We start from the raw sequence: 20,636 nt of genomic DNA, 5'->3' as shown, positions 1-20,636 counted from the left end.
ATTGGGTCAGATCCGCGATCAATCCGGCAGTTTGAACACGGTCAACTGACCACCAAGCGCCGTATAGTCGCTAAGCGCCGCATAGCCGCCCACAGCACCCAGACCGGCATTCGGATCGGTCAGACCCGCCGCAAGGCCAATTCCGGCCCAGCCGCCGATACCCGACAGGATGCCGACATATTGCTTGCCGCCATGCTCATAGGTCATCACGTTGCCGATAATCCCCGACGGCGTCTTGAAGCTGTAAAGCTCATCGCCGCTCGAGGCATCAATCGCCTTGAGATAGCCCTCGAGCGTGCCGTAGAACACCACATCGCCAGCGGTCGCCAAAGCCCCCGACCAGACCGAGAACTGCTCGGGGATCGACCATTTGATCTTGCCCTCGATATTGTCCCAAGCGATGAAATTGCCCATGCCGCCATGGCTGCCCGGTGCGGGATACATCGCCAACGTCGCGCCCACATAGGGCTGACCGGCGGTATAGCTCACACGGAACGGTTCGTAATCCATGCAGACGTGGTTGGTGGGGATATAGAAAAGACCGGTCTTGGGGCTATAGGCAGACGGCTGCTGGTCCTTGGTGCCCAAGGCCGCCGGACAGATGCCGGTCGAGTTCACATCCTCGCCATTCTGCTCGGTGGAGTATTCCGCCACCACAGCCGGACGGCCATAGGTTGGCGAGGCCGGGTCCATATCCACACCCGTGGTCCAATTGACGACCGGGTCAAACTTTTCGGCCACCAGCAATTCGCCGGTCTCGCGATCCAGCGTATAGGCCAGACCGTTGCGATCCGGATGGGTCAAGAGCTTGCGCATTTGCCCGTCAACCTCTTGATCTGTCAGGATCATCTCGTTGACACCGTCATAGTCCCACTCGTCATGCGGGGTCATCTGATAGAGCCACTTGGCCTTGCCGTCATCGGGGTCACGCGCCATGATCGTCATCGACCAGCGGTTGTCGCCGGGCCGCTGCGCCGGGTTCCAGGTCGAGGGGTTGCCGGTGCCGTAATAGAACAGGTCCAACTCCGCATCATAGGAATACCAGCCCCAGGTCGAGCCGCCGCCGATCTTCCACTGATCGCCTTCCCAGGTGTTCGTGCCCGAATCCGGTCCCACCGGCTTGCCCAGATGGGTGGTGTTTTCCGGATCAATCAGCGTGTCGCTGTCTGGCCCCATGGAATAGGCGCGCCAGACCAGTTCGCCGGTGTTCATGTCATAGGCGGTGGTATGACCGCGCACGCCGAATTCCCCGCCGGAAATGCCCACGATCACCTTGTCCTTGACCGGCAGCACGGTCGCGGTGTTGGTCTCGCCAATGGACGGATCGCCATTCACCGCCGTCCACTTGACCTCGCCGCTCTTGGCGTCCAGCGCCACAACCGTGGTATCAGCCTGATGCAGGAAAATCTTGCCATCCGCATAGGCCACGCCCCGGTTGACCGTGTCACAGCACATCACCGGGATCACGTTGGGATCTTGCTTGGGCTCGTATTTCCAGATGATCTTGCCGTTGTTGCTCAGATCCAGCGCATAAACGATGTTGGGAAAGGGCGTGTGGACATACATGATGTCCCCGATCACCAGCGGCGAGCCCTCATGCCCGCGGAGCACGCCGGTGGAAAATGTCCAGGCGACCTGCAATTTGCCGACGTTGTCCTTGTTGATCTGTTCCAACTCGGAATAGCGGGTGTTGGCGTAGTCGCCGGTCTGGATCGCCCATTGCGTTGGATCGTCAATCAGCGCTTGAAGATCGCTGTTGGCCGTGGCCATGCCGGATGCGCCGACAAAGAACGCCGCCGACATCAAGAGTGATTTCTTCATTTTGTCCTCCCTGGATAAAACTTCAGTCGTTTCTGTCATCCCGGCCCGCACCGCCCTCCTCTGCGATGGAACCGGGTCACATTCTTTTGGTCGCGGCCCCTCTTTGGGATCGCGCTTAGTAAATCACCACGCTGCGGATGCTTTCGCCGGCGTGCATGAGCTCAAACCCTTTGTTGATATCTTCGAGCGGCATGGTGTGGGTGATCATCGGGTCGATCTCGATCTTGCCCTGCATGTACCAATCGACAATCTTGGGCACATCCGTGCGCCCGCGCGCGCCGCCAAAGGCCGTGCCGCGCCACGACCGCCCCGTGACCAGTTGGAACGGCCGCGTGCTGATTTCTGCGCCCGCAGGTGCCACGCCGATGATGATGCTCTCGCCCCAGCCCTTGTGCGCTGCCTCGAGCGCCGTGCGCATCACGCCCACATTGCCGGTGGCATCGAATGTGTAATCCGCCCCCCCGCCGGTCAGCGCCACAAGATGCGCCACCAGATCGCCCGAAACCTCCTTGGGGTTGACGAAATCGGTCATGCCAAAGCGCGTCGCCATCTCGATCCGGCCCGGGTTGATATCGACGCCGACGATCTGATCCGCCCCCGCCAGCCGCAGCCCCTGCAGCACGTTGAGGCCGATGCCGCCCAGACCGAACACAATCGCCCGGCTGCCGATCTCGACCTTGGCGGTGTTGATCACCGCGCCGACGCCCGTGGTGACACCGCAGCCGATGTAGCAAATCTTGTCAAAGGGCGCATCCTTGCGCACCTTCGCGAGCGCAATCTCGGGCAGGACCGTGTGATTGGCAAAGGTCGAGCAGCCCATGTAATGCAGGATCGGCGTGCCATCCAGCATCGAAAACCGGCTGGTGCCGTCGGGCATCACGCCCTGGCCTTGGGTCGAGCGGATTTTCTGGCACAGGTTGGTTTTCGGGTTGAGGCAGTATTCGCATTCGCGGCATTCGGGCGTGTAAAGCGGAATGACGTGATCGCCCGGTTGCAGGCTGGTGACGCCGGGGCCCACCTCGAGCACGACGCCCGCGCCCTCATGCCCCAGAATGGCCGGAAACGCCCCCTCTGGATCGGCCCCCGACAGGGTGAAATCATCGGTGTGGCACAGGCCCGTCGCCTTGATCTCCACCAGAACCTCGCCCGCCTTCGGACCCTCAAGGTTCACCTCCATGATCTCCATCGGGCGGCCTGCCTCAACCGCAACCGCAGCACGTGTGCGCATTCAGTCTGTCCTCCCTTGCATCCCGGAGGATACAACCTTTAGGCGATTTGACGTCAAAAATACTTTTCAAACCAGCCTGTTTCATCCTGTGACAATATGTGCCAAGATTACGCCATAACTCAGTAAGACCTTAGTCGTAGAGGACGGGATGAGACCAGTTATTGCCGCCTTAGCCATTGTTATTACTGGATTATCTCCAGTTTTCGCCGCAGGATCGAATGACCCCGAGTGGCCCTGCATTCAGCGGCGCGTGGATACACTTTCTGCGGCGGTGATGTGGCCCCATCCGCCTGAGAATCAGGCCGCCGCGCCGGTTCTCTCGCCCGAAGCCGCGCGGCTGGCAGAACGGCTCGCGCTGCGCCGACTCACCCTGGAAGAGGCCGAATCAGCGGTCGACGCCACGCCGAATCTGACCAAGGACGACTACACCGCAATCTTCTCTGACGTGTTTGACCGCCTCAATCAGCGCCGGGGCGAGATCATGGGCGGTATCACCCGCTACGCCCGCAATCAGGCGCGCATGGCCGAGGAAATCGAAGCGCTGCGCGGTGAAATCGCCACGCTCACCAAAGCCGAGAGCCCCGACTTCGACCGCATCGACCAATTGGAAGAGGATCTTGATTGGCGCGCGCGCGTGTTTGATGATCGCCGCCGGTCGCTGACCTATGCCTGTGAAACGCCGGTCCTGTTGGAAAAGCGGCTTTATGCACTGGCGCAGATTCTGGCGGCGCACGTCCCCGACTAAGGCGCGTCACTCCCATTCCAGCTCGGTAAAGGCCGCCGTCACATTGCGCGGGTGGAAAAGATCAAAGAGCGCCCAGCGCGCCGCCTCGCCTTGTCCAACCGTCTCAATCGCCTCGCCAAGGCGCAGACCTTGCGACACCGCCGCCCGCGTCTCATCGCGCAAGACCTCCAGATAACGCCGCAAATCCACGACCCCCTCAGGCCACTCCAGCACCGGCCCGCCATGCCCCGGCACGATGCGCGCAGGCGCGGGCGCGCCCATCGCCTCAAGCACCCGCAACCATCCTAGAACCGAGCCATCAAGCGCGGGGCTGTGCGCGTCGAACACCAAATCGCCGGTAAAGAGCGTCGCCGTTTGCCGATCGAACACGGTCACATCGCTCTCGCTATGTGCGGTCTCCCAAGCCACCAGATCCAGCATACGGCCCCCAAGATCAATTTCGGCCCGGTCTGCGATTCCCTCGCCCACCGTTGGAACCCGGCTGCCGATGAACCCTGCCCCCATCAGCCGGGCAAAGCTGGTCTCATAGGTTTCGGCCCGCGCCGCCAGCGCCTGCCCCAGCTTGCGATGCCCGACAACCTGCGCCCCCGCCTCGATCAGCACCTCAGCCCCCATCACATGATCGGGGTGCATATGGGTCAGGATCAGATGCGAAATCGGCTTCTCGGTGACCTGCCGCACTGCCAGATAAACCGCCTCGCCCACGGCACGGCTACCGCCTGCATCAATCACCGCAACGCTGTCTTCCCCGATGATGAATCCAATATTGGCCACATCGCCCAGATTGTCCGGCGTCACATCTGCCACTTGCCCGCGATGTACAAAGACGCCCGGCGCGGCCTCCTCGAACGCGATCCCGCTCTCGGGTCGCGCCACGCAGTCGAACGGCCCCGCCAAGAGCGCATCACCCCACTCCGGTGCGATCTCTTCGGCCCGCGCCAGCGCCTGCGCGCAATCCGCAGCCCCCACCGGCAAAAGCCGGGTCTCGCAAGTCTCGGGATTGGCCAACAGACAGAGGCTCAGAACGATCTCGAACATCTCGGACTCCGCGCAAAACTGCTACCAAAGGTTGATACAACCCGCATCCGATCCGTGATACTGTCCAATAGTGCGAGTATGCCCGATCCGGAGGCCCAGATGACCCGATTTCCCCTGACCGCCCTTTGCCTGAGCCTGACGCTCGGCACCGCAGCCCTTGCCGAAGAGCCGCGCAACCCGCTGCAAGATGGCGAGACATGGGACTATCTGCGCGCCGACATTCTCGACGCAAACAAGGCACTCAGCCCCGGTGCGGTCTTTGCCGTCGATGCGCCCTACCGCGCCCATGACGCGGCCACCGTGCCCGTGGTCGTCACACAAACCGATCAGAGCGTGGGGCCGATCACCACGCTCAAGATCGTGGTCGATGAAAACCCGGCCCCGCTTGCTGCTGAAATCAAATTTGGCCCTGCCATGGCCCCGCTCAACTTTGAGGCACGGGTGCGCGTCAACGCCTATTCCAATCTGCGCGTCATTGCCGAAACCGCCAGCGCCAGCTATCTCGACGGGCGGTTCGTAAAGGCCGCCGGTGGCTGTGCCGCCCCCGCCACCCGCGATCCCGAGGTGGCGCTTGCCCATATGGGCGAAATGCGTCTGCGCCATTTCGATAGCGCGCCGGTGCAGATCGGCAGCCGTCGCGATGCGCAATTGATGATCCGCCACCCCAATTACTCGGGCCTGCAACGCGACCAGATCACCCAGCTATTCGTGCCGGCGCATTTCATTCAGGATCTGACCGTCTGGCAGGGTGACGAGATGCTCTTTTCCCTGACAGGGGGCATTTCCATCTCCGAGGACCCGGTGTTCCGCTTTAGCTATACAGACAACGGCACGCCCGATCTGCGCATCCGCGCCGAAGATACAGAAGGCAATGTGTTTGAAGAGGTGCTGCCCAAGGCCAGCGCCTCCTGATGCCGCTTACTTGAAGCAAATGATCTCGGCTTCCGCCTGCGCACGGCGTAGGTCTGCAACAATCCCCTCGCTCACCGGCCCTGCCTTGAACATCGACATGCGCTCGCCGTTGCCCTGACGCAGCGCCAGAACCGTCTCAGCCGAGACATAATCCTTGTAGGGCAAGATCGCTGCAATCTCGTCGATGGAACAAGAGCAGCGCCGCAGCATTTCGCGCGTGTTTCCATTTGCTGCCATGCAGCCAAAGACGTAATCCGCGCGCGCCTCGGTTGGATAGTCATTAAGCTGGTCCGCCACGCTCTGCGCCAGCCCCATCGTGGGAAACAGACAAAGCAAGATCGCCAGACACCTCATTCTTCGGTCTCCGACAGCGCCAGTGTTGAGCTAAAATAGCGTCCGCCACTGTCGCGCTCAGGCGTCTCGGCGCGCATCGAGTGATACCAGCCGGGCACCGTCTCTGACACCTCGAACACCACCTGCAACTCGGCAAAGGGGCCCAATCGCGCGGCATTGGCATCCCCGACAAACGGCGCCAGCAGCACCTCTTGCCCGGCGTGGTCCTTTCCCTGCCAAGTCACTTGCACCGGCGAAATCCCCACCGGCGCCAAAAGCGATTCCTTGATCCGGTTGCGGATATAGAAAGTGCTGCCGCCCGTGGCCTGCGCCAGATCGCGCACCAGCCGTTCGAGAAAGAACATCGCCATCGGATTGCCCACCGTGGCATCGAACCCGGCAACTGGCTGCTGTCCGGTGTCCAAAACCCGCATCAACCGCGCTGTACCACCCTCTTCGATCCGCAGATCGTAGCCCTGCGCGCCTTGCGCCTCGGGCGGTGCGGCTGCGTTCTCGGTCTCGCTTTGGTAATGCAGCGCATCCCCCGGCGCGAAGTCTTCAAGCGTGCCGGTGCGAAAAATCAGATCATAGCCCTCATGGACCGTCCCCGCCAAAACCGGACCAACCGCCAACATCAGGCCTAGAAAAATCCCGGATACTTTGCGTCTCACGCCCGCGTCCTCGCCCCGCCTAGGGGCTGACACGACCAGCGCGCAATGCGCCAGCGCGGATGCGTCGCCGCCCATTTGCTCAATTCCGGTATCGCCTCGGCCATACATCCCCGCGCTGTCCGGTCGGTATATTGAAACGCCCGCTCTTCACAAATCTCTGGCTGACGCGCCAGACAGGCCACAAACAACAGCTCGATCATGATCCTACTCCTGCACTTTGTCGGCCTCGCCGCCACATGCCCAGATATGGGCTAAGTGTCACTCAGGTCCAGCCTGCGACACAAGCCCCTCATCCCCTGATTGCACTAAAGTCGTAGGTCTCTAAGACTACGGCAAAGTTGACATGTCTGGGATCGGAATATCTATTAAACCTATCGACCACATCTAAGAGGAGGATAGACGATGGCATGGAGCAAGCCGGTTCTGCGTGAACTGAACTGTGGAATGGAAATCAACATGTACGGCCCCGCCCAAGAAGGCGACGGCGTCCTGTTCTGAAATATCCCGACTGGTCGCAGCGAGGTAACAGGTGTTTAAGGCTCTGATACTAGGCGCTGCGGCCGGCGGTGGCTTGCCACAGTGGAATTGTGGCTGCGAGAATTGCAATCTTGCCCGAGACGGTAAGATCCCTGTCTCAACCCAGTCATCCCTTGCCGTGACAACGGATGGGGTACGTTGGGTTATTTTAAACGCTTCCCCAGACGTTCGCGCGCAACTCGCGGCCAATCCGGCACTTCATCCGCGCAGCCTGCGGGATACGCCCATCGCGGGCGTGCTGCTTACGAACGGCGATATAGATCACGTGGCGGGGCTCCTCAGCTTGCGGGAACAGCAGCCCTTCACCCTCTATGCCACCGGCGAAATTCATGGCGTTCTGGCCGACAACCCATTGATGCAGGCGGTTGATCCCGCTCGGGTGCCGCGCGTGCCCATTGCCCTTAATCAACCAGTTCCCCTGCTACCCGGCCTCACCGCGACACTCTTTGCCGTGCCCGGCAAGGTGCCGCTCTATCTTGAGGGCGAGACCGTGCAAACCGATCTTGAGGGCGAACAGACCACCGGCGTGCATCTCGAGGCCGAGGGCCGCAACATCTTTTATATTCCCGGCTGCGCTGCTGTCACCGACCGGCTTGCCGAACGCCTGCGGGGTGCTGACATGGTATTTTTTGACGGCACGCTCTGGCGCGACGACGAGATGATCACCATGGGCCTCAGCCAGAAAACCGGGCGTCGCATGGGCCATATCTCGATGAGCGGCCCCGACGGCTCGATTGCCGCCTTGCGCGATCTGGGGATCGGGCGCAAAATCTACGTCCATATGAACAACTCGAACCCTGTTCTGCGCCCCGACGCATCCGAGCGTGCCGAGGCCGAATCGGCCGGCTGGACGATTGGACAGGACGGCATGGAGATCACCGCATGACCCCAACCCGCGACGCTTTTGAGGCCCGCTTGCGCCAGATCGGGGCAGAGCGCTATCACGACCGCCACCCGTTTCATCACATGCTTCACGGCGGCCACTGCACCCCCGATCAAGTGCGCGCGTGGGTCATCAACCGCTACTATTACCAATCCCGCATCCCGATGAAGGATGCCGCCTTTCTCAGCCGGGTCGATGACCCCGACCTGCGCCGCATATGGCGCTCGCGGATCGAGGATCATGATGGCACCGCCGAGAATGAGGGCGGGATTCGCCGCTGGCTGCGCCTTGCCCAAGCGGTCGGGCTTGATCCCGATTACGTGGCCTCTGCCCAAGGCGTGCTGCCCGCGACCCGCTTTGCGGTTGATGCCTATGTCGCCTTTGTTCGCGAAAAACCGCTGCTCGAGGCGGTTGCCGCCTCTCTAACAGAGCTGTTCGCGCCCAAGATCCATGCCCAGCGCATCGAGGGGCTTTTGGCCAACTACGCCTTTGCCGATGACAGCAGCCTCGCCTATTTCCGCAACCGCCTGAAAGAGGCGCCCAAGGATGTGGCCTTTGGCCTCAAATGGGTGCTCGACCGCGCCGATACCACCGAAAAACAGGATGCCGCCGCTGCCGCACTGACCTTCAAGACCGATGTGCTCTGGTCGCAGCTTGACGCCCTCTCTTCTGCCTATGTCGACCCCGCGCGTATCCCGCCGGGCGCATGGCACCCCGGTGAGGGACTGCTCGCCAAAGGCGCGGCATGACCCCCGACAGCATCCCCCATCTGCCGCGCGGCGTGCGCCTGCATTTTGACCGGGTGCGCGAGGATTGGGTGCTTTTGGCCCCCGAACGCGCCGTGCGGCTCGATCCCATCGGTCACGCCATTCTTAGCCGGGTGGACGGGGTGCAAAGCTTTGGTGCGCTCACCGCCGATCTCGCCGCCACGTACAATGCGCCGCTTGACGATGTCACCCGCGACAGTGCCGAATTCCTGCAAGGTTTGGCCGAGCGGCGCTTTCTGGAGATGCGCTAAAATGGCCAATCCCCCGATCGCCATGTTGGCGGAACTCACGCACCGTTGCCCGCTCTCGTGCCCCTATTGCTCCAACCCGGTGGAACTGACCGCACGGGAAACGGAACTCAGCACCGCCGACTGGGTATCGGTCTTTCAACAGGCCGCTGACTTGGGTGTGCTGCAACTTCACCTCTCGGGCGGCGAACCCGCCTCGCGCCGCGATCTAGAAGATCTGATCAAGGCTGCGCGTGACGCGGGCCTTTATACCAACCTCATCACCTCCGGCATTGGCCTGACCGAGAAACGTCTGGCTGCGCTCGATGACGCGGGCCTCGACCATATCCAACTGTCGCTCCAAGGCACCGATGCCGAAATGGCCGACCGCATCGGCGGCTATAAGGGCGGCTTTGACCGCAAGATGCAGGTGGCCAAATGGATCGCCGCCATCGGCTTTCCGCTCACGCTCAATTTCGTCATGCATCGCGGCAACATGCACCAACTGCCCCGCGCGATTGAAATGGCGCAAGACATGGGTGCGCGCCGGATCGAGGTGGCGACCGTGCAATTCCACGGCTGGGCCATGCTGAACCGTGGCGCGCTCATGCCTGACCGCGCACAGGCCCGCGAGGCCAGTCGCATCGTCGCCGAGGCGCGCGCCGCCCTCAAGGGGCGTCTGGTGATCGATTATGTGCCCGCCGATTATCACGCCGATTATCCCAAGACCTGCATGGGTGGCTGGGCCACAACCGGCCTCAACGTAGCCCCTGATGGGCTGGTCTTGCCCTGCCACGCGGCGCAGACGATCAAGACGCTCACCTTCGACAATGTGCGCGACCGGCCCTTGGCCGATATCTGGTACAACGGCGCAGCCTTTAACGCCTTTCGCGGCACAGACTGGATGCAGGAGCCCTGCCGTTCCTGCGAGCGCAAGACGATTGATTTCGGTGGCTGCCGCTGTCAGGCTATGGCGATTGCGGGCGATCCGGCGGCAACGGATCCGGTCTGCATCAAATCCCCCACCACGCGCAAATGCGCTCCCTGGCCGAGGATTTCTCGGGCCAGTCTGACGCAGACCTCACATGGCGGGTGATGGAGAAAACGCCGCTTTAGACACCGTGTCTACCGCGATTGCTCGTGCTCATAGCGCTGCTTGGCAATCGCCTCGTTGCGATCCGCCTTTTGCTGGTCGGCCAGTGCCTTTTCCACATAGTTGAGATGATCGTTGACCGCCGCACGCGCCGCCTCGGGATCGCGCGCCTGAATGGCGGCGTTGATCGCGCGGTGCTGATCCAAGAGCGCGCCGCGCGTCGTGCGCTGTTTGAACATCACCTGACGGTTGTAAAACACCCCCTCACGCAGCAACTGGAACATCGAACGCATCATGTGCAGCATGATGACATTATGGCTGGCCTCGATGATCGCCATGTGAAACTCGGCATCCAACCGCGCCTCATCCGCCGGATTGGTCTTTTTATGGGCCGCCTCCATCTTGTCCATCAGCGTCTGGATCACCTGCAAATCGGTATCCGACGCAAGGCGCGCCGCGCGACAGGCGGCCAGACCCTCTAGGTCGCGGCGAAACCCGATATAGTCAAATACCGCCTCGTCATGCTCGGCAAAAAGCCGGATCAGCGCATCAGAAAAGGCGCTGCCCAACACATCAGCCACATAGATGCCCGCGCCGGCGCGCGCACTCAGCAGGCCCTTGTCCTGCAACTCCGCCACCGCCTCGCGCAGGGACGGACGCGACACCCCCAACTTCTCTGCCAGATCGCGCTCTGCAGGCAGCCGTTCACCGGGACGCAAAATGCCTTGCAACACGAGCTTTTCGATTTGCCGCGTTACGGCAGTCGAGAGTTTTTCGGGGGTAACTTTCTGAAATGGCATGCGCGCGCCCTTGCTGAATTGGTCAGATCATATGACCACATCGAAAGGGCGGCAAGCCTGTGCTTTGGTCTCAGGGTCTAAGGAAAAAGGGCGAGGGTGCCATCACGCCCCCAACACCCATTTCCCCACCTGCGACGGAAAGAACGCCTCAACCGCCGCCGTCGCAATCACCAGCGTCTCACCGCTGCCCGGATCGGTCACGTTCTGCCCGCCAAACACCACCTGAACGGTCGCGCGCCCACGCGGCAAACCAGCCTTCAGCGCCTCGGGATCAACACGCTCCGGCTCTTGCACCCCCACCGTGACCTTGACCGCCATATCCTGATGATCAAGCGGCGTATTCAGGAACATCGGGATCGTAGAATGCCGGATCGCATCCTCGATCGCCCGCACGGCGGCCTTTTGATAATCCATCCCATGCAGGTCGTTGCCCATGCCCATCTCGATAATGAACCGCTGCGCGCTCATGCCTTGGCCTCCATGTCGAATGAAACCGAGATGCAGGCATTGGCGATCACCGTGGGCTTGCCCACCGCGCGCGGAATGTCCAATCCGCCCCGCGCCACCTGCACGCGCACCTGCCCATAGGGAAATATCGCGCGCAACACCTCGACATCCACCTCTTCGGGTGCCTGCACGGCAATATCGAGATCAATCAGCATGTCGGCCTTCTCGAACCCGAACAACTCGGCCAGATTGATCGAATTGTGCCACAGCGCATCGCGCACTGCCCGCGCCGCCGCCTCGGTGTAATCCTGCCGCCGCAGCGACGTACCCATGCCGAATTCGGTCAATAATCTTGTCCGCGCCATGGCTCAGAACTCCACCCCGATCTGCGCCTTGATGCCGGAGCGGAACGGATGCTTGATCAGCTCCATTTCCGTCACAAGATCGGCAATCTCGATCAACTCGTCCTTGGCGTTGCGCCCGGTCAACACGACATGGGTCATATGCGGCTTTTCTTCGGCGAGAAACTGCACCACCTCGTTGATGTCCAGATAATCATAGCGCAGCGCGATGTTGATCTCATCGAGCAGGACCATCTTGTTGGTCTCATCGCGGATCAACTCCTTGGCCTTGGCCCATGCGGCTTGCGCCATTTCGGTGTCGCGGGTGCGGTCCTGTGTCTCCCAGGTAAACCCCTCGCCCATGGTATGAAAGGCGCAGGCGTCCGAGAATTTCGACAGGATCAAATCGCGCTCGCCGGTGCTCATACCGCCTTTGATGAACTGCACCACGGCGCAGGGCATGCCATGGGCAATGCAGCGAAAAATCATACCAAACGCCGCCGAGGATTTACCCTTGCCCTTGCCGGTATGAACGATGATCAGCCCCTTTTGATCGGTCTTGGTCGCCATGATCTTATCGCGCGCGGCCTTTTTCTTGGCCATTTTCATCGCGTGGCGGTCGGGATCGTCGGTCATGTCAGGCTCCTTGGCGGGGTCTCGGGACCGGCAGAGTGTCGCAGACCGGCCCAGACGTGCAAGGCCTTTCTGCGCCGCCTTCAGATCCGGTTCAACACCAGCGACACCCAAAGCGCAAAGGTGCTGATCCGGCTCTGCCGATACAGCCCCAGACGCCACAACCGCGCCAGCCGCGCGGGCATCGGCCCCCGCCGCATCGCTGCAAATTCCGCCAGAATCGCCCGGTTTTCCGGCGTGAGATACCCGTCCAGCCGCGACAAGGCCGCGATGTTCACCTCGTTCCACGCCCGGAAATGCCCCTGCAACAATTGCCGGATACGCCGCAACCGCGCAAGCCGCGTGTCGTTGGACCCGATCTGGTTCACATCATGCTGCCGGTAATAGAGCGTGGGCGTATCGTCATGCACCACGCGCCCGCCCGCCCCGGTGATAAGCTGATACACCCACCAGTCATGCACCACGACACGCTCGATTTTCTGCGCCGCCTCCTCGACCAGCCGTGCCGCCGCTGGATTAAGCAGGATGGTATTGCCCGAGGCCACATTCTGCACCAACGCATTGCGAAAGGACGGCGGGCGCGGGCGCGCCGCCGACAGCCGCCGCTCACCAAGCGCGGTATCCGTGATCCAGGTGCGGCTGCAATAAAGCGCCGGGCGCGGATCATCGGAGGTGCCCAGCGCTGTAATCCCGCGCGAGAGCTTGTCTGGCAGCCAGACATCGTCTTGATCACAAAACGCCATCCAATGCCCGGCGGGCGCATGATCCGGTGTCTGGCGGATGAGCGAGAGAAAATTCTCTGCCGCTCCGGCCCCCGGCCCATTCAGGCATCGGACCGGATGGCGCGCGGCAAAGGCATCTAGGATCGCACGGCTGTTGTCCTCAGACCCGTCATCACCGGCCAGCACTTGCCATCCACGATGCGTCTGTGCGGCAATGCTCTGCAACTGATCGGACAGGAAATCGCCGCCGTTGTACACGGCGAGCAGGATCACGACATGGGGTGCCTGCGGCCCCTCCATGCCTCAGCCCTTGACCCGGCCACCCTGCAACAGCCGCCGCAGATACGCGCCATAGTCGGTTTTCTTGAAGAGCTCGACGCGCGCCTCCAGCGCCGCCGCGTCGATCCAACCCTTGTCATAGGCGATCTCTTCGGGGCAGCCAACTTGCTGGCCCTGCCGCTGTTCCAGCGTGCGCACAAAGTTTCCTGCATCAAGCAGGCTGGCATGTGTCCCTGTATCAAGCCAGGCATAGCCACGCCCCATCATCTCGACCGAAAGCAAACCATCGCGCAAATACATCTCCAGCAGCGCGGTTATCTCCAACTCGCCCCGCTCCGAGGGTTGCACAGCCTTGGCGCGCTCTGACGCCTCACCATCCAGAAAATAAAGCCCCGTTACGGCAAAATCGGATTTCGGCTCTTGCGGCTTTTCCACGATCGAGACCGCGCGCCCGGCACCGTCAAACTCGACCACGCCATAGCGCTCGGGGTCCGCCACGCGGTAGCCAAAAACGGTGCCGCCCTTTTCCTGCTGCGCGGCACGCTCCAATTGCTGCGGCAATCCGTGACCGTAGAAAATATTGTCGCCCAGCACGAGCGCCGAGGCCTGCCCGCCCAAAAACCCCTCTGCCAGCAGATAGGCCTGCGCCAGCCCATCCGGCGAGGGCTGCACGATATACTCGAATGTCAGCCCCCATTGGCTGCCATCGCCCAGCAGGCGTTGGAACTGCGCCTGATCCTGCGGAGTGGTGATGATCGCAATCTCGCGGATACCCGCCAGCATCAGCGCCGTCAGCGGATAGTAGATCATCGGCTTGTCATAGACCGGCAACAGCTGCTTGCTCAGCCCCATGGTGATCGGATAAAGCCGCGTGCCCGATCCGCCCGCCAAAACGATGCCCTTGCGTGCCGTGGTCATGCTTGCTCCAGTTCTTTCAGGACGCGGGCCAGACCCGCACGCCAGTCGGGCCGCCCGATGCCAAACTCTGCCGCCAGCGATCCACAATCAAGCCGGGAATTCTGCGGGCGTACGGCGGGGGTCGGATAGTCGCGGGTGGGAATACCTGTCACAACCGTCGCCCGCCCGGCTTGGGCAAAAATCTCACGCGCGAAATCGGCCCAGCTCGCATCGGGCGCACCGCTGAAATGGTATAACCCGCCCGCATGGCCCGCGACCATCGCCCGCCCCATGATCAAGAGCGCCGCCGCGATATCCGCCGCCGGGGTCGGACCGCCGATCTGATCATCTACGACGCTCAGCGCATCGCGCGTCTCCGAGAGGCGCAGCATGGTTTTCACGAAGTTGCCGCCATGCGCCGAAAACACCCAAGAGGTGCGCAAGATCGCGGCTTGGCCACCTGCGGCGCGCACCGCCTCTTCGCCTGCCAGCTTGGAGCGGCCATAGGCATTGCAGGGGGCCACCGGATCGGACGGCGCGCGCGGGGCCATGCCACTGCCGTCAAACACGTAATCGGTCGAGACATGACAAAACGGGATGCCCAGATTGGCACAGGCCCGCGCCATCGCACCCGGTGCCACCCCGTTGATGACCGTCGCCAAATCCTCTTCGCTCTCGGCGCGGTCCACAGCCGTGTAAGCGGCGGCATTGATCACCAGATCGGGCGCGTGGTCGCGGATCGCCTCGGCGCAGGCCATGGGGTCGGACAGGTCCGCCACCTCTCGGCCCAGCGCCGTGACCTCTGCCTGTCTCTGTATCTCGGTGGCCACCTGCCCGGTGCGACCGAAAACCAGTATTCTCATTCCGCGTCCCTTGCTTCTGTCTGCTCAGCCTGCGCCCAACCGCTTGCCAACACCGTCGCGCGCCAAGAGCGCGCGCCACCACGCCTCATTCTCCAGATACCACCGCACTGTGCGCCGCACCCCTTCGTCCACCGTCACCGAGGGCCGCCAGCCCAATTCGGCCCGGATGCGCGTGGGATCAATCGCATAGCGCGCATCATGCCCCGGACGGTCTGTGACAAAGCTGATCTGCGCGGCATAAGACAGACCATCGTCGCGCGGGGCCAATTCATCCAGCACCGCGCAAAGCTTGCGCACCAAGTCCAGATTGCTCAGCTCATTCTCGCCGCCGATGTTATAGGACCGCCCCGGCACGCCCCGTTCCAGCACCGTCAAGAGCGCCTCGGCGTGATCCTCGACATAGAGCCAGTCGCGCACGTTCGACCCATCGCCGTAAATCGGCAACGGCTTGCCCGCCAAAGCGTTGAGAATGATCACCGGAATAAGCTTTTCCGGGAAATGGAACGGGCCGTAATTGTTCGAGCAATTGGTGATCAATATGGGCAAGCCATAGGTCTCGTGCCACGCGCGCACCAGATGATCCGACGCCGCCTTGGACGCTGAATAGGGGCTGCGCGGATCATAGGGCGTGTCTTCGGTAAACTTGATCCTCGGGTCGCTTGGCAAAGAGCCGTACACCTCATCGGTCGAAATATGCTGAAACCGAAACCCCTCGGGCTTGTTTCGCGCCTGCCAATACCCGCGCGCCGCCTCCAAGAGGTTGTAGGTGCCGGTAATATTGGTCTCGACAAAGGTGCCGGGGCCATCAATCGAACGGTCCACATGGCTCTCGGCGGCCAGATGCAGCACCGCGTCGGGCGCATGGGTGGCAAACACCCGGTCAAGGGCCGTGCGGTCGCGAATATCGGCATGCACAAAGCTATAGAGCGGGCTCTGCGCCACGCTCGCCACATTCTCGAGGCAGGCGGCATAGGTCAGCGCATCGAGGTTGATCACCTCATGCCCCCGCGCCACCGCCAGCCGCACCACCGCCGACCCGATGAACCCGGCCCCGCCCGTGATCAAAAGCCTCATACCGTGGCCTCATAAACAAAAGGGCTCACGATCTCGCGTAGCAAGGGCGCTTTGGCATCCTTACCGCTTAGCACCGCCGCCGCGGGATCAATCCCCCAATCAATGTTAATCTCTGGATCATCGAACCGCACCGCACCATCGCACTCAGGTGCGTAGTAATCCGAACATTTATAGATGATCTCGGTCATCGGCGCGCGCGTCACGAAACCGTGCAAGAACCCCTCGGGGATCAGCAATTGACGCCCGTTCTCAAAACTCAGGTCCACGCCCACCCATTGCCCATAGGTCGGGCTGCCGCGCCGAATATCCACCGCAACATCATAAAGCGCCCCGCGCCCACAGCGCACCAGCTTGGCCTGTGCATGCGGCGGCGATTGAAAATGCAGCCCCCGCACCGTGCCCACCTGCTCTGACAGCGAATGGTTGTCCTGCACGAAATCAATCGTGATCCCAGCCTCTTGCATGCGCCGCCGGTTCCAACTCTCGCTGAAAAAGCCACGCGTATCGCCATGACGGGCGGGCGTTAGGATCACCACGCCGGGTAGGTTAGTCTGTTCAATCTGCATGCCGTGCTCGTAGTCCCTCATGTGGCGCAAGGCAATTGCCCCACTGCGCCTCTATTCCTTACCTTCTGGCAAATCGACGCGTTTTTGACCAGACACAAAGTCCGGGCGGCCGGTTTCTAGCTATTCTCCACGATTAAACCCGGTGTCAGAAGCCGCCGAAACAGTGCCTCCAGATGCGCCGCCGCCCCGGTATGAACATCCACTTCGCCCATCAGCACCCCCACCTGCGCCTCGAAATCGGCATAATGCTGCGTTGTGGCCCAGATCGAAAACAGCAGATGGCGCGGATCGACCGGCGCCAATTTGCCCTGCACGCACCAGCCCTCGATCACCGCTGCGGTCTGATCGACCAGCGGCTTCAGCACACTGTCGAGATGTGGCACCATGCGCGGCGCACCTTGCAGGATCTCATTCGCAAACAGCCGGCTTTCGCGCGGCAGATCGCGCGACATCTCCAGCTTGCGGTGCACATAGCCCATCAACTCGTCCAGCGGTTCCCCCTGCGGATCAATCGCGCGCAACGGGGCCAACCAGGCATCCAGCAACTGATTGAGCAAGGTGACGTGAATCTCTTCCTTGCCCTCGAAATAATAGAGGATGTTTGGCTTGCTCAGCCCCGCCTCTGCCGCGATCTGATCCAGCGTCGCGCCGCGATAGCCATGGGTGGAAAACACCTCAAGCGCCGCCTCCAGAATCCGCTTGCGGTTGCGCACTTGGATCCGGCTGGATTTACGACCGGCCTGCGCAGCGGGGGATTGCGGCATCCTCTTCCTTTCCTTGCAAGGCACATTTTTCAGCGCCCCGTTGCCCAGCTTAGCCAGATCAGGGGCTGGCCCCAAGACGAATCTTGACACTGCCCATGCCCCACGCAATCGTAAGTTTACCAAATGGTAAAAAAGCGAGCAATCCCATGGCAGCACCCGGCGAAAACCTCAAGATCAACAGCACCCGGCTCTGGGATAGCCTGATGGAGATGGCCAAGATCGGCCCCGGCATCGCTGGCGGCAACAACCGCCAGACCCTGACGGATGAAGATGCCGAGGGGCGCGCTCTCTTTCAAACCTGGTGCACTGCGGCGGGCCTGACCATGGGCGTGGATGAAATGGGCAATATGTTCGCCCGCCGAGAGGGGACCGACCCGCAGGCTTTGCCGGTCTATGTCGGCTCCCATCTCGACACGCAGCCCACAGGCGGCAAATATGATGGCGTCTTGGGCGTGCTGGCCGGGCTCGAACTCATCCGCACCCTGAATGATCTGGATATCAAAACCAAGCACCCGATCGTCCTTACCAACTGGACCAACGAAGAAGGCACCCGCTTTGCCCCCGCCATGCTGGCCTCGGGCGTCTTTGCAGGCGTTATGGATCGCGATTGGGCCTATGACCGGGTGGATGCAAAGGGCAAACGCTTTGGCGATGAATTGGAGCGTATCGGCTGGAAAGGCCCGGAAAAGGTTGGCGCGCGCCAGATGCACGCGTTTTTCGAGCTGCACATCGAACAAGGCCCGATCCTAGAGGCCGAAGGCAAACAGATCGGCGTCGTCACCCACGGGCAGGGCCTGCGCTGGATCGAATGCACGGTCACGGGCAAAGGCCAGCACACCGGATCGACGCCCATGTATATGCGCCGCAACGCCGGGCGCGGGTTGGCGCGGGTCACCGAACTGGTGCATGAAATTGCCCTGCAATATCAACCTAATGCCGTGGGCGCGATTGGCCATATCGACGTCTACCCCAACAGCCGCAACGTGATCCCAGAAAAGGTGGTGTTCACCGTCGATTTCCGCTCTCACGTGCTGGAAACACTCGAGGCCATGGCAGAGGAACTGATGGCCACCGCCCCCGGCCTCTGCGCAGACGTGGGCGTGAAATTCAGCGCCGAAGTCGTCGGGGCCTTCGACCCACCCGCCTTTGACGAAACCCTCACCGCCCGCGTGCGCGACGCCGCCGACCGGCTGGGCTATAGCCATATGGACATCGTCTCGGGCGCGGGTCACGATGCCTGCTGGATCAACAAAGTGTATCCTACCACCATGGTCATGTGCCCCTGCAAGGACGGGCTGAGCCATAACGAGGCCGAGGAAATCACACCGGACTGGGCGCGCGCCGGCACAGATGTGCTCCTGCATGCCGTGCTGGAAACGGCGGAGGTGGTGGAGTGATTGGGGGCCAGCCCCCAAACCCCCGAGGTATTTAGAGCCAGATGAACGCCCACGCGGCACAAAGACAGGGAGACCCCCAATGACCACCAAAGTCATCAAGAACGGCACCGTCGTCACCGCCGACCGCACATGGAAGGCCGATGTGCTGATTGAAGGCGAAACCATCAAACAGATCGGCACAGACCTGAAGGGCGACAGCACGATCGACGCCACAGATGCCTATGTCATCCCCGGCGGCATTGACCCGCATACTCACCTTGAAATGCCCTTCATGGGCACCACCGCCGCAGAAACCTTTGAAACCGGCACATGGGCGGCGGCCTGTGGCGGCACGACAATGATCGTTGATTTCTGCCTGCCAGGCGCAGATGGCAGCATCAAGAACGCCATTAACGACTGGCACCGCAAGAGCGCGCCGCAGATCTGCTCTGACATCGGCTATCACATGGCCATCACCGGCTGGAATGAAAACGTGTTTACCGAAATGAAGGACGCCGTCGATATGGGCGTCAATTCCTTCAAGCATTTCATGGCCTACAAAGGGGCCTTGATGATCGAGGATGATGAGATGTTCGCCTCGTTCAAACGCTGTGCCGAACTGGGCGCGCTGCCGATGGTTCATGCCGAAAACGGTGATCTGGTGGCCGAGATGCAGCAGAAATACTTTGATCAGGGGATCACCGGGCCAGAGGGCCACGCCTATTCCCGCCCCCCCGAATTCGAAGGCGAGGCCGCCAATCGTGCCATCTGCATCGCCGACGCGGCAGGCGTGCCGCTTTATATCGTGCATGTGTCTTGCGAACAGGCGCATGAGGCGATCCGGCGTGCGCGGCAAAAGGGCATGCGCGTTTACGGCGAGCCGCTGGTTCAATTCCTGACACTGGACGAATCCGAGTATTTCAACAAGGATTGGGATCATGCCGCGCGCCGCGTCATGTCGCCCCCGTTCCGCTCCAAGGATCATCAGGATAGCCTCTGGGCCGGGTTGCAGGCGGGGTCTCTGCAAGTGGTCGCCACCGATCACGCCGCTTTTTCCACCGCGCAGAAACGCGCCGGGCGCAACGATTTCCGCATCATCCCCAATGGCTCCAACGGGCTCGAGGAACGGCTTGCCGTGCTCTGGACGCATGGTGTGGAAACCGGGCGACTGACGCTCAACGAATTCGTCGCCGTCACCTCGTCCAACGTGGCCAAGATCCTGAACATCTACCCCAAGAAGGGCGCGATTGTCGAAGGGGCCGATGCCGATCTCGTGGTCTGGGACCCCAAGATCACCAAGACGATCAGCGCCTCCAACCACCATTCCATCCTTGATTACAATGTCTTTGAGGGGTTCGAGGTCAAGGCGCAGCCGCGCTATACAATCAGCCGTGGCGAGGTGATCTGGGCCTGGGGACAAAACTCGCAGCCACAACCGGGGCGCGGCCGCTTTGTGCCTCGCCCGGCCTTTCCTTCGGCCCATCAGGCGCTGTCAAAATGGAAGGCGCTGACCGCCCCCAAGATGATCCAGCGCGACCCGCTTAATATCCCGGCGGGGATCTGAGAATATGGCGCGCGCGGCCCTCATGGCGGGGCGCGCCTCTTGACAAGCATCAGCC

General features: G+C 61.7%; 24 protein-coding genes and 1 pseudogene. 9 read left to right on the top strand and 16 right to left on the bottom strand.

The annotated features are described in order from the left end of the window. Positions 1 to 18 precede the first annotated feature (18 nt). A complete protein-coding gene (gene xoxF5 / locus ACLGGT_RS09980) occupies positions 19 to 1,821 on the bottom strand; it encodes a lanthanide-dependent methanol dehydrogenase XoxF5 (RefSeq protein ID WP_008281632.1) in 1,803 nt (600 codons plus the stop codon). Positions 1,822 to 1,936: 115 nt separating this feature from the next. After that, a complete protein-coding gene (locus tag ACLGGT_RS09975) occupies positions 1,937 to 3,049 on the bottom strand; it encodes an S-(hydroxymethyl)glutathione dehydrogenase/class III alcohol dehydrogenase (RefSeq protein WP_008279651.1) in 1,113 nt (370 codons plus the stop codon). A 250-nt stretch (positions 3,050 to 3,299) separates the two neighbouring features. On the opposite strand from ACLGGT_RS09975, the gene ACLGGT_RS09970 reads away from it, so the two are divergent. Beyond that, the gene (locus ACLGGT_RS09970) at positions 3,300 to 3,794 is read left to right on the top strand and encodes a hypothetical protein (protein WP_437195920.1); all 495 of its coding nucleotides are present in this window, start codon (positions 3,300 to 3,302) and stop codon (positions 3,792 to 3,794) included. Between the two features lie 6 nt (positions 3,795 to 3,800). Here ACLGGT_RS09970 and ACLGGT_RS09965 read toward each other — a convergent pair whose 3' ends face one another. Further along, entirely contained in the window at positions 3,801 to 4,832 is a 1,032-nt protein-coding gene (locus ACLGGT_RS09965; RefSeq protein WP_437195918.1) for a quinoprotein relay system zinc metallohydrolase 2, read from the bottom strand. A 99-nt stretch (positions 4,833 to 4,931) separates the two neighbouring features. On the opposite strand from ACLGGT_RS09965, the gene ACLGGT_RS09960 reads away from it, so the two are divergent. After that, positions 4,932 to 5,744, top strand: coding sequence for a quinoprotein dehydrogenase-associated SoxYZ-like carrier (locus tag ACLGGT_RS09960; protein ID WP_437195917.1), 813 nt, complete (start codon positions 4,932 to 4,934; stop codon positions 5,742 to 5,744). Between the two features lie 6 nt (positions 5,745 to 5,750). Here ACLGGT_RS09960 and ACLGGT_RS09955 read toward each other — a convergent pair whose 3' ends face one another. Genes ACLGGT_RS09955 through ACLGGT_RS09945 form a run of 3 tightly spaced genes read right to left on the bottom strand, consistent with a single transcriptional unit; the run spans position 5,751 to position 6,948 of the window. Then, the gene (locus ACLGGT_RS09955; RefSeq protein WP_008281628.1) at positions 5,751 to 6,098 is read right to left on the bottom strand and encodes a hypothetical protein; all 348 of its coding nucleotides are present in this window, start codon (positions 6,096 to 6,098) and stop codon (positions 5,751 to 5,753) included. Further along, on the bottom strand, positions 6,095 to 6,748 hold the full coding sequence (locus tag ACLGGT_RS09950; RefSeq protein ID WP_437195916.1) for a hypothetical protein: 654 nt from the start codon (positions 6,746 to 6,748) through the stop codon (positions 6,095 to 6,097). Before ACLGGT_RS09950 ends, ACLGGT_RS09955 begins: the two co-directional genes overlap by 4 nt. Continuing rightward, positions 6,745 to 6,948, bottom strand: coding sequence for a hypothetical protein (locus ACLGGT_RS09945; protein WP_008281626.1), 204 nt, complete (start codon positions 6,946 to 6,948; stop codon positions 6,745 to 6,747). The genes ACLGGT_RS09950 and ACLGGT_RS09945 overlap by 4 nt, the downstream gene beginning before the upstream one ends. Positions 6,949 to 7,150: 202 nt before the next feature. Here ACLGGT_RS09945 and pqqA point away from each other — a divergent pair, with 202 nt between their 5' ends. The 5 genes and pseudogenes from pqqA (at position 7,151) to pqqE (ending at position 10,278) form a co-directional block, all read left to right on the top strand. Next, a complete protein-coding gene (gene pqqA / locus ACLGGT_RS09940) occupies positions 7,151 to 7,246 on the top strand; it encodes a pyrroloquinoline quinone precursor peptide PqqA (RefSeq protein ID WP_037298014.1) in 96 nt (31 codons plus the stop codon). A 31-nt stretch (positions 7,247 to 7,277) separates the two neighbouring features. Continuing rightward, positions 7,278 to 8,171, top strand: coding sequence for a pyrroloquinoline quinone biosynthesis protein PqqB (pqqB, locus tag ACLGGT_RS09935; RefSeq protein ID WP_437195913.1), 894 nt, complete (start codon positions 7,278 to 7,280; stop codon positions 8,169 to 8,171). Continuing rightward, positions 8,168 to 8,917 carry a pyrroloquinoline-quinone synthase PqqC gene (gene pqqC, locus ACLGGT_RS09930; RefSeq protein WP_008281624.1) on the top strand — a complete coding sequence of 250 codons (750 nt, stop codon included), beginning with the start codon at positions 8,168 to 8,170 and terminating at the stop codon, positions 8,915 to 8,917. The genes pqqB and pqqC overlap by 4 nt, the downstream gene beginning before the upstream one ends. Next, positions 8,914 to 9,186 (top strand): pyrroloquinoline quinone biosynthesis peptide chaperone PqqD, encoded by a 273-nt coding sequence (gene pqqD, locus ACLGGT_RS09925; RefSeq protein ID WP_422002863.1) that lies wholly within the window; start codon positions 8,914 to 8,916, stop codon positions 9,184 to 9,186. The genes pqqC and pqqD overlap by 4 nt, the downstream gene beginning before the upstream one ends. A 1-nt stretch (position 9,187) precedes the next feature. Continuing rightward, positions 9,188 to 10,278: pseudogene (gene pqqE, locus ACLGGT_RS09920) on the top strand (pyrroloquinoline quinone biosynthesis protein PqqE). 9 nt (positions 10,279 to 10,287) lie between these two features. On the opposite strand, the gene ACLGGT_RS09915 reads toward pqqE, so the two are convergent. From ACLGGT_RS09915 to ACLGGT_RS09870, 10 genes are all read right to left on the bottom strand, one after another. Further along, positions 10,288 to 11,055 carry an FCD domain-containing protein gene (locus ACLGGT_RS09915; RefSeq protein WP_081506901.1) on the bottom strand — a complete coding sequence of 256 codons (768 nt, stop codon included), beginning with the start codon at positions 11,053 to 11,055 and terminating at the stop codon, positions 10,288 to 10,290. A 102-nt stretch (positions 11,056 to 11,157) separates the two neighbouring features. Continuing rightward, positions 11,158 to 11,523: a Lin0512 family protein gene (locus tag ACLGGT_RS09910; RefSeq protein WP_219435439.1), complete on the bottom strand. Its 366-nt coding sequence runs from the start codon at positions 11,521 to 11,523 to the stop codon at positions 11,158 to 11,160. After that, a complete protein-coding gene (locus ACLGGT_RS09905) occupies positions 11,520 to 11,867 on the bottom strand; it encodes a Lin0512 family protein (RefSeq protein ID WP_008281619.1) in 348 nt (115 codons plus the stop codon). The genes ACLGGT_RS09910 and ACLGGT_RS09905 overlap by 4 nt, the downstream gene beginning before the upstream one ends. A 3-nt stretch (positions 11,868 to 11,870) precedes the next feature. Then, entirely contained in the window at positions 11,871 to 12,479 is a 609-nt protein-coding gene (gene cobO, locus ACLGGT_RS09900) for a cob(I)yrinic acid a,c-diamide adenosyltransferase (protein ID WP_008281618.1), read from the bottom strand. 80 nt (positions 12,480 to 12,559) lie between these two features. Then, positions 12,560 to 13,498 carry a glycosyltransferase family 2 protein gene (locus tag ACLGGT_RS09895; protein ID WP_437195911.1) on the bottom strand — a complete coding sequence of 313 codons (939 nt, stop codon included), beginning with the start codon at positions 13,496 to 13,498 and terminating at the stop codon, positions 12,560 to 12,562. A gap of 3 nt (positions 13,499 to 13,501) precedes the next feature. Beyond that, positions 13,502 to 14,395, bottom strand: coding sequence for a glucose-1-phosphate thymidylyltransferase RfbA (gene rfbA / locus ACLGGT_RS09890; RefSeq protein ID WP_437195909.1), 894 nt, complete (start codon positions 14,393 to 14,395; stop codon positions 13,502 to 13,504). Continuing rightward, entirely contained in the window at positions 14,392 to 15,237 is an 846-nt protein-coding gene (gene rfbD, locus ACLGGT_RS09885) for a dTDP-4-dehydrorhamnose reductase (RefSeq protein ID WP_437195907.1), read from the bottom strand. The genes rfbA and rfbD overlap by 4 nt, the downstream gene beginning before the upstream one ends. Before the next feature lie 24 nt (positions 15,238 to 15,261). Beyond that, the gene (gene rfbB, locus ACLGGT_RS09880) at positions 15,262 to 16,311 is read right to left on the bottom strand and encodes a dTDP-glucose 4,6-dehydratase (protein ID WP_437195905.1); all 1,050 of its coding nucleotides are present in this window, start codon (positions 16,309 to 16,311) and stop codon (positions 15,262 to 15,264) included. Next, entirely contained in the window at positions 16,308 to 16,877 is a 570-nt protein-coding gene (gene rfbC, locus ACLGGT_RS09875; protein ID WP_437195903.1) for a dTDP-4-dehydrorhamnose 3,5-epimerase, read from the bottom strand. The genes rfbB and rfbC overlap by 4 nt, the downstream gene beginning before the upstream one ends. 116 nt (positions 16,878 to 16,993) lie before the next feature. Beyond that, positions 16,994 to 17,641, bottom strand: a complete 648-nt coding sequence (locus ACLGGT_RS09870; protein WP_081506908.1) for a TetR family transcriptional regulator C-terminal domain-containing protein — start codon at positions 17,639 to 17,641, stop codon at positions 16,994 to 16,996. 146 nt (positions 17,642 to 17,787) lie between these two features. Here ACLGGT_RS09870 and ACLGGT_RS09865 point away from each other — a divergent pair, with 146 nt between their 5' ends. Both ACLGGT_RS09865 and hydA read left to right on the top strand, forming a co-directional pair. Further along, entirely contained in the window at positions 17,788 to 19,038 is a 1,251-nt protein-coding gene (locus ACLGGT_RS09865) for a Zn-dependent hydrolase (protein WP_437195901.1), read from the top strand. Positions 19,039 to 19,117: 79 nt separating this feature from the next. After that, on the top strand, positions 19,118 to 20,581 hold the full coding sequence (gene hydA / locus ACLGGT_RS09860) for a dihydropyrimidinase (RefSeq protein WP_151977037.1): 1,464 nt from the start codon (positions 19,118 to 19,120) through the stop codon (positions 20,579 to 20,581). Positions 20,582 to 20,636 lie beyond the last annotated feature (55 nt).

Origin of the sequence: Roseovarius sp. MS2, from assembly GCF_051447875.1 — a bacterium.
Classification (GTDB): Bacteria; Pseudomonadota; Alphaproteobacteria; order Rhodobacterales; family Rhodobacteraceae; genus Roseovarius; species Roseovarius mucosus_A.
The sequence above is the reverse complement of the archived record's forward strand: the minus strand, read 5'-3'. Positions and strand labels throughout refer to the sequence as shown.

Bases quoted from the DNA above. Each gene is read 5' to 3' on its own strand.
- xoxF5 (WP_008281632.1), bottom strand. From the start codon at position 1,821: ATGAAGAAATCACTCTTGATGTCGGCGGCGTTCTTTGTCGGCGCATCC.
- ACLGGT_RS09975 (WP_008279651.1), bottom strand. From the start codon at position 3,049: ATGCGCACACGTGCTGCGGTTGCGGTTGAGGCAGGCCGCCCGATGGAG.
- ACLGGT_RS09965 (WP_437195918.1), bottom strand. From the start codon at position 4,832: ATGTTCGAGATCGTTCTGAGCCTCTGTCTGTTGGCCAATCCCGAGACT.
- ACLGGT_RS09960 (WP_437195917.1), top strand. From the start codon at position 4,932: ATGACCCGATTTCCCCTGACCGCCCTTTGCCTGAGCCTGACGCTCGGC.
- ACLGGT_RS09955 (WP_008281628.1), bottom strand. From the start codon at position 6,098: ATGAGGTGTCTGGCGATCTTGCTTTGTCTGTTTCCCACGATGGGGCTG.
- ACLGGT_RS09945 (WP_008281626.1), bottom strand. From the start codon at position 6,948: ATGATCGAGCTGTTGTTTGTGGCCTGTCTGGCGCGTCAGCCAGAGATT.
- pqqA (WP_037298014.1), top strand. From the start codon at position 7,151: ATGGCATGGAGCAAGCCGGTTCTGCGTGAACTGAACTGTGGAATGGAA.
- pqqC (WP_008281624.1), top strand. From the start codon at position 8,168: ATGACCCCAACCCGCGACGCTTTTGAGGCCCGCTTGCGCCAGATCGGG.
- pqqD (WP_422002863.1), top strand. From the start codon at position 8,914: ATGACCCCCGACAGCATCCCCCATCTGCCGCGCGGCGTGCGCCTGCAT.
- ACLGGT_RS09915 (WP_081506901.1), bottom strand. From the start codon at position 11,055: ATGCCATTTCAGAAAGTTACCCCCGAAAAACTCTCGACTGCCGTAACG.
- ACLGGT_RS09910 (WP_219435439.1), bottom strand. From the start codon at position 11,523: ATGAGCGCGCAGCGGTTCATTATCGAGATGGGCATGGGCAACGACCTG.
- ACLGGT_RS09905 (WP_008281619.1), bottom strand. From the start codon at position 11,867: ATGGCGCGGACAAGATTATTGACCGAATTCGGCATGGGTACGTCGCTG.
- cobO (WP_008281618.1), bottom strand. From the start codon at position 12,479: ATGACCGACGATCCCGACCGCCACGCGATGAAAATGGCCAAGAAAAAG.
- ACLGGT_RS09895 (WP_437195911.1), bottom strand. From the start codon at position 13,498: ATGGAGGGGCCGCAGGCACCCCATGTCGTGATCCTGCTCGCCGTGTAC.
- rfbA (WP_437195909.1), bottom strand. From the start codon at position 14,395: ATGACCACGGCACGCAAGGGCATCGTTTTGGCGGGCGGATCGGGCACG.
- rfbD (WP_437195907.1), bottom strand. From the start codon at position 15,237: ATGAGAATACTGGTTTTCGGTCGCACCGGGCAGGTGGCCACCGAGATA.
- rfbB (WP_437195905.1), bottom strand. From the start codon at position 16,311: ATGAGGCTTTTGATCACGGGCGGGGCCGGGTTCATCGGGTCGGCGGTG.
- rfbC (WP_437195903.1), bottom strand. From the start codon at position 16,877: ATGCAGATTGAACAGACTAACCTACCCGGCGTGGTGATCCTAACGCCC.
- ACLGGT_RS09870 (WP_081506908.1), bottom strand. From the start codon at position 17,641: ATGCCGCAATCCCCCGCTGCGCAGGCCGGTCGTAAATCCAGCCGGATC.
- ACLGGT_RS09865 (WP_437195901.1), top strand. From the start codon at position 17,788: ATGGCAGCACCCGGCGAAAACCTCAAGATCAACAGCACCCGGCTCTGG.
- hydA (WP_151977037.1), top strand. From the start codon at position 19,118: ATGACCACCAAAGTCATCAAGAACGGCACCGTCGTCACCGCCGACCGC.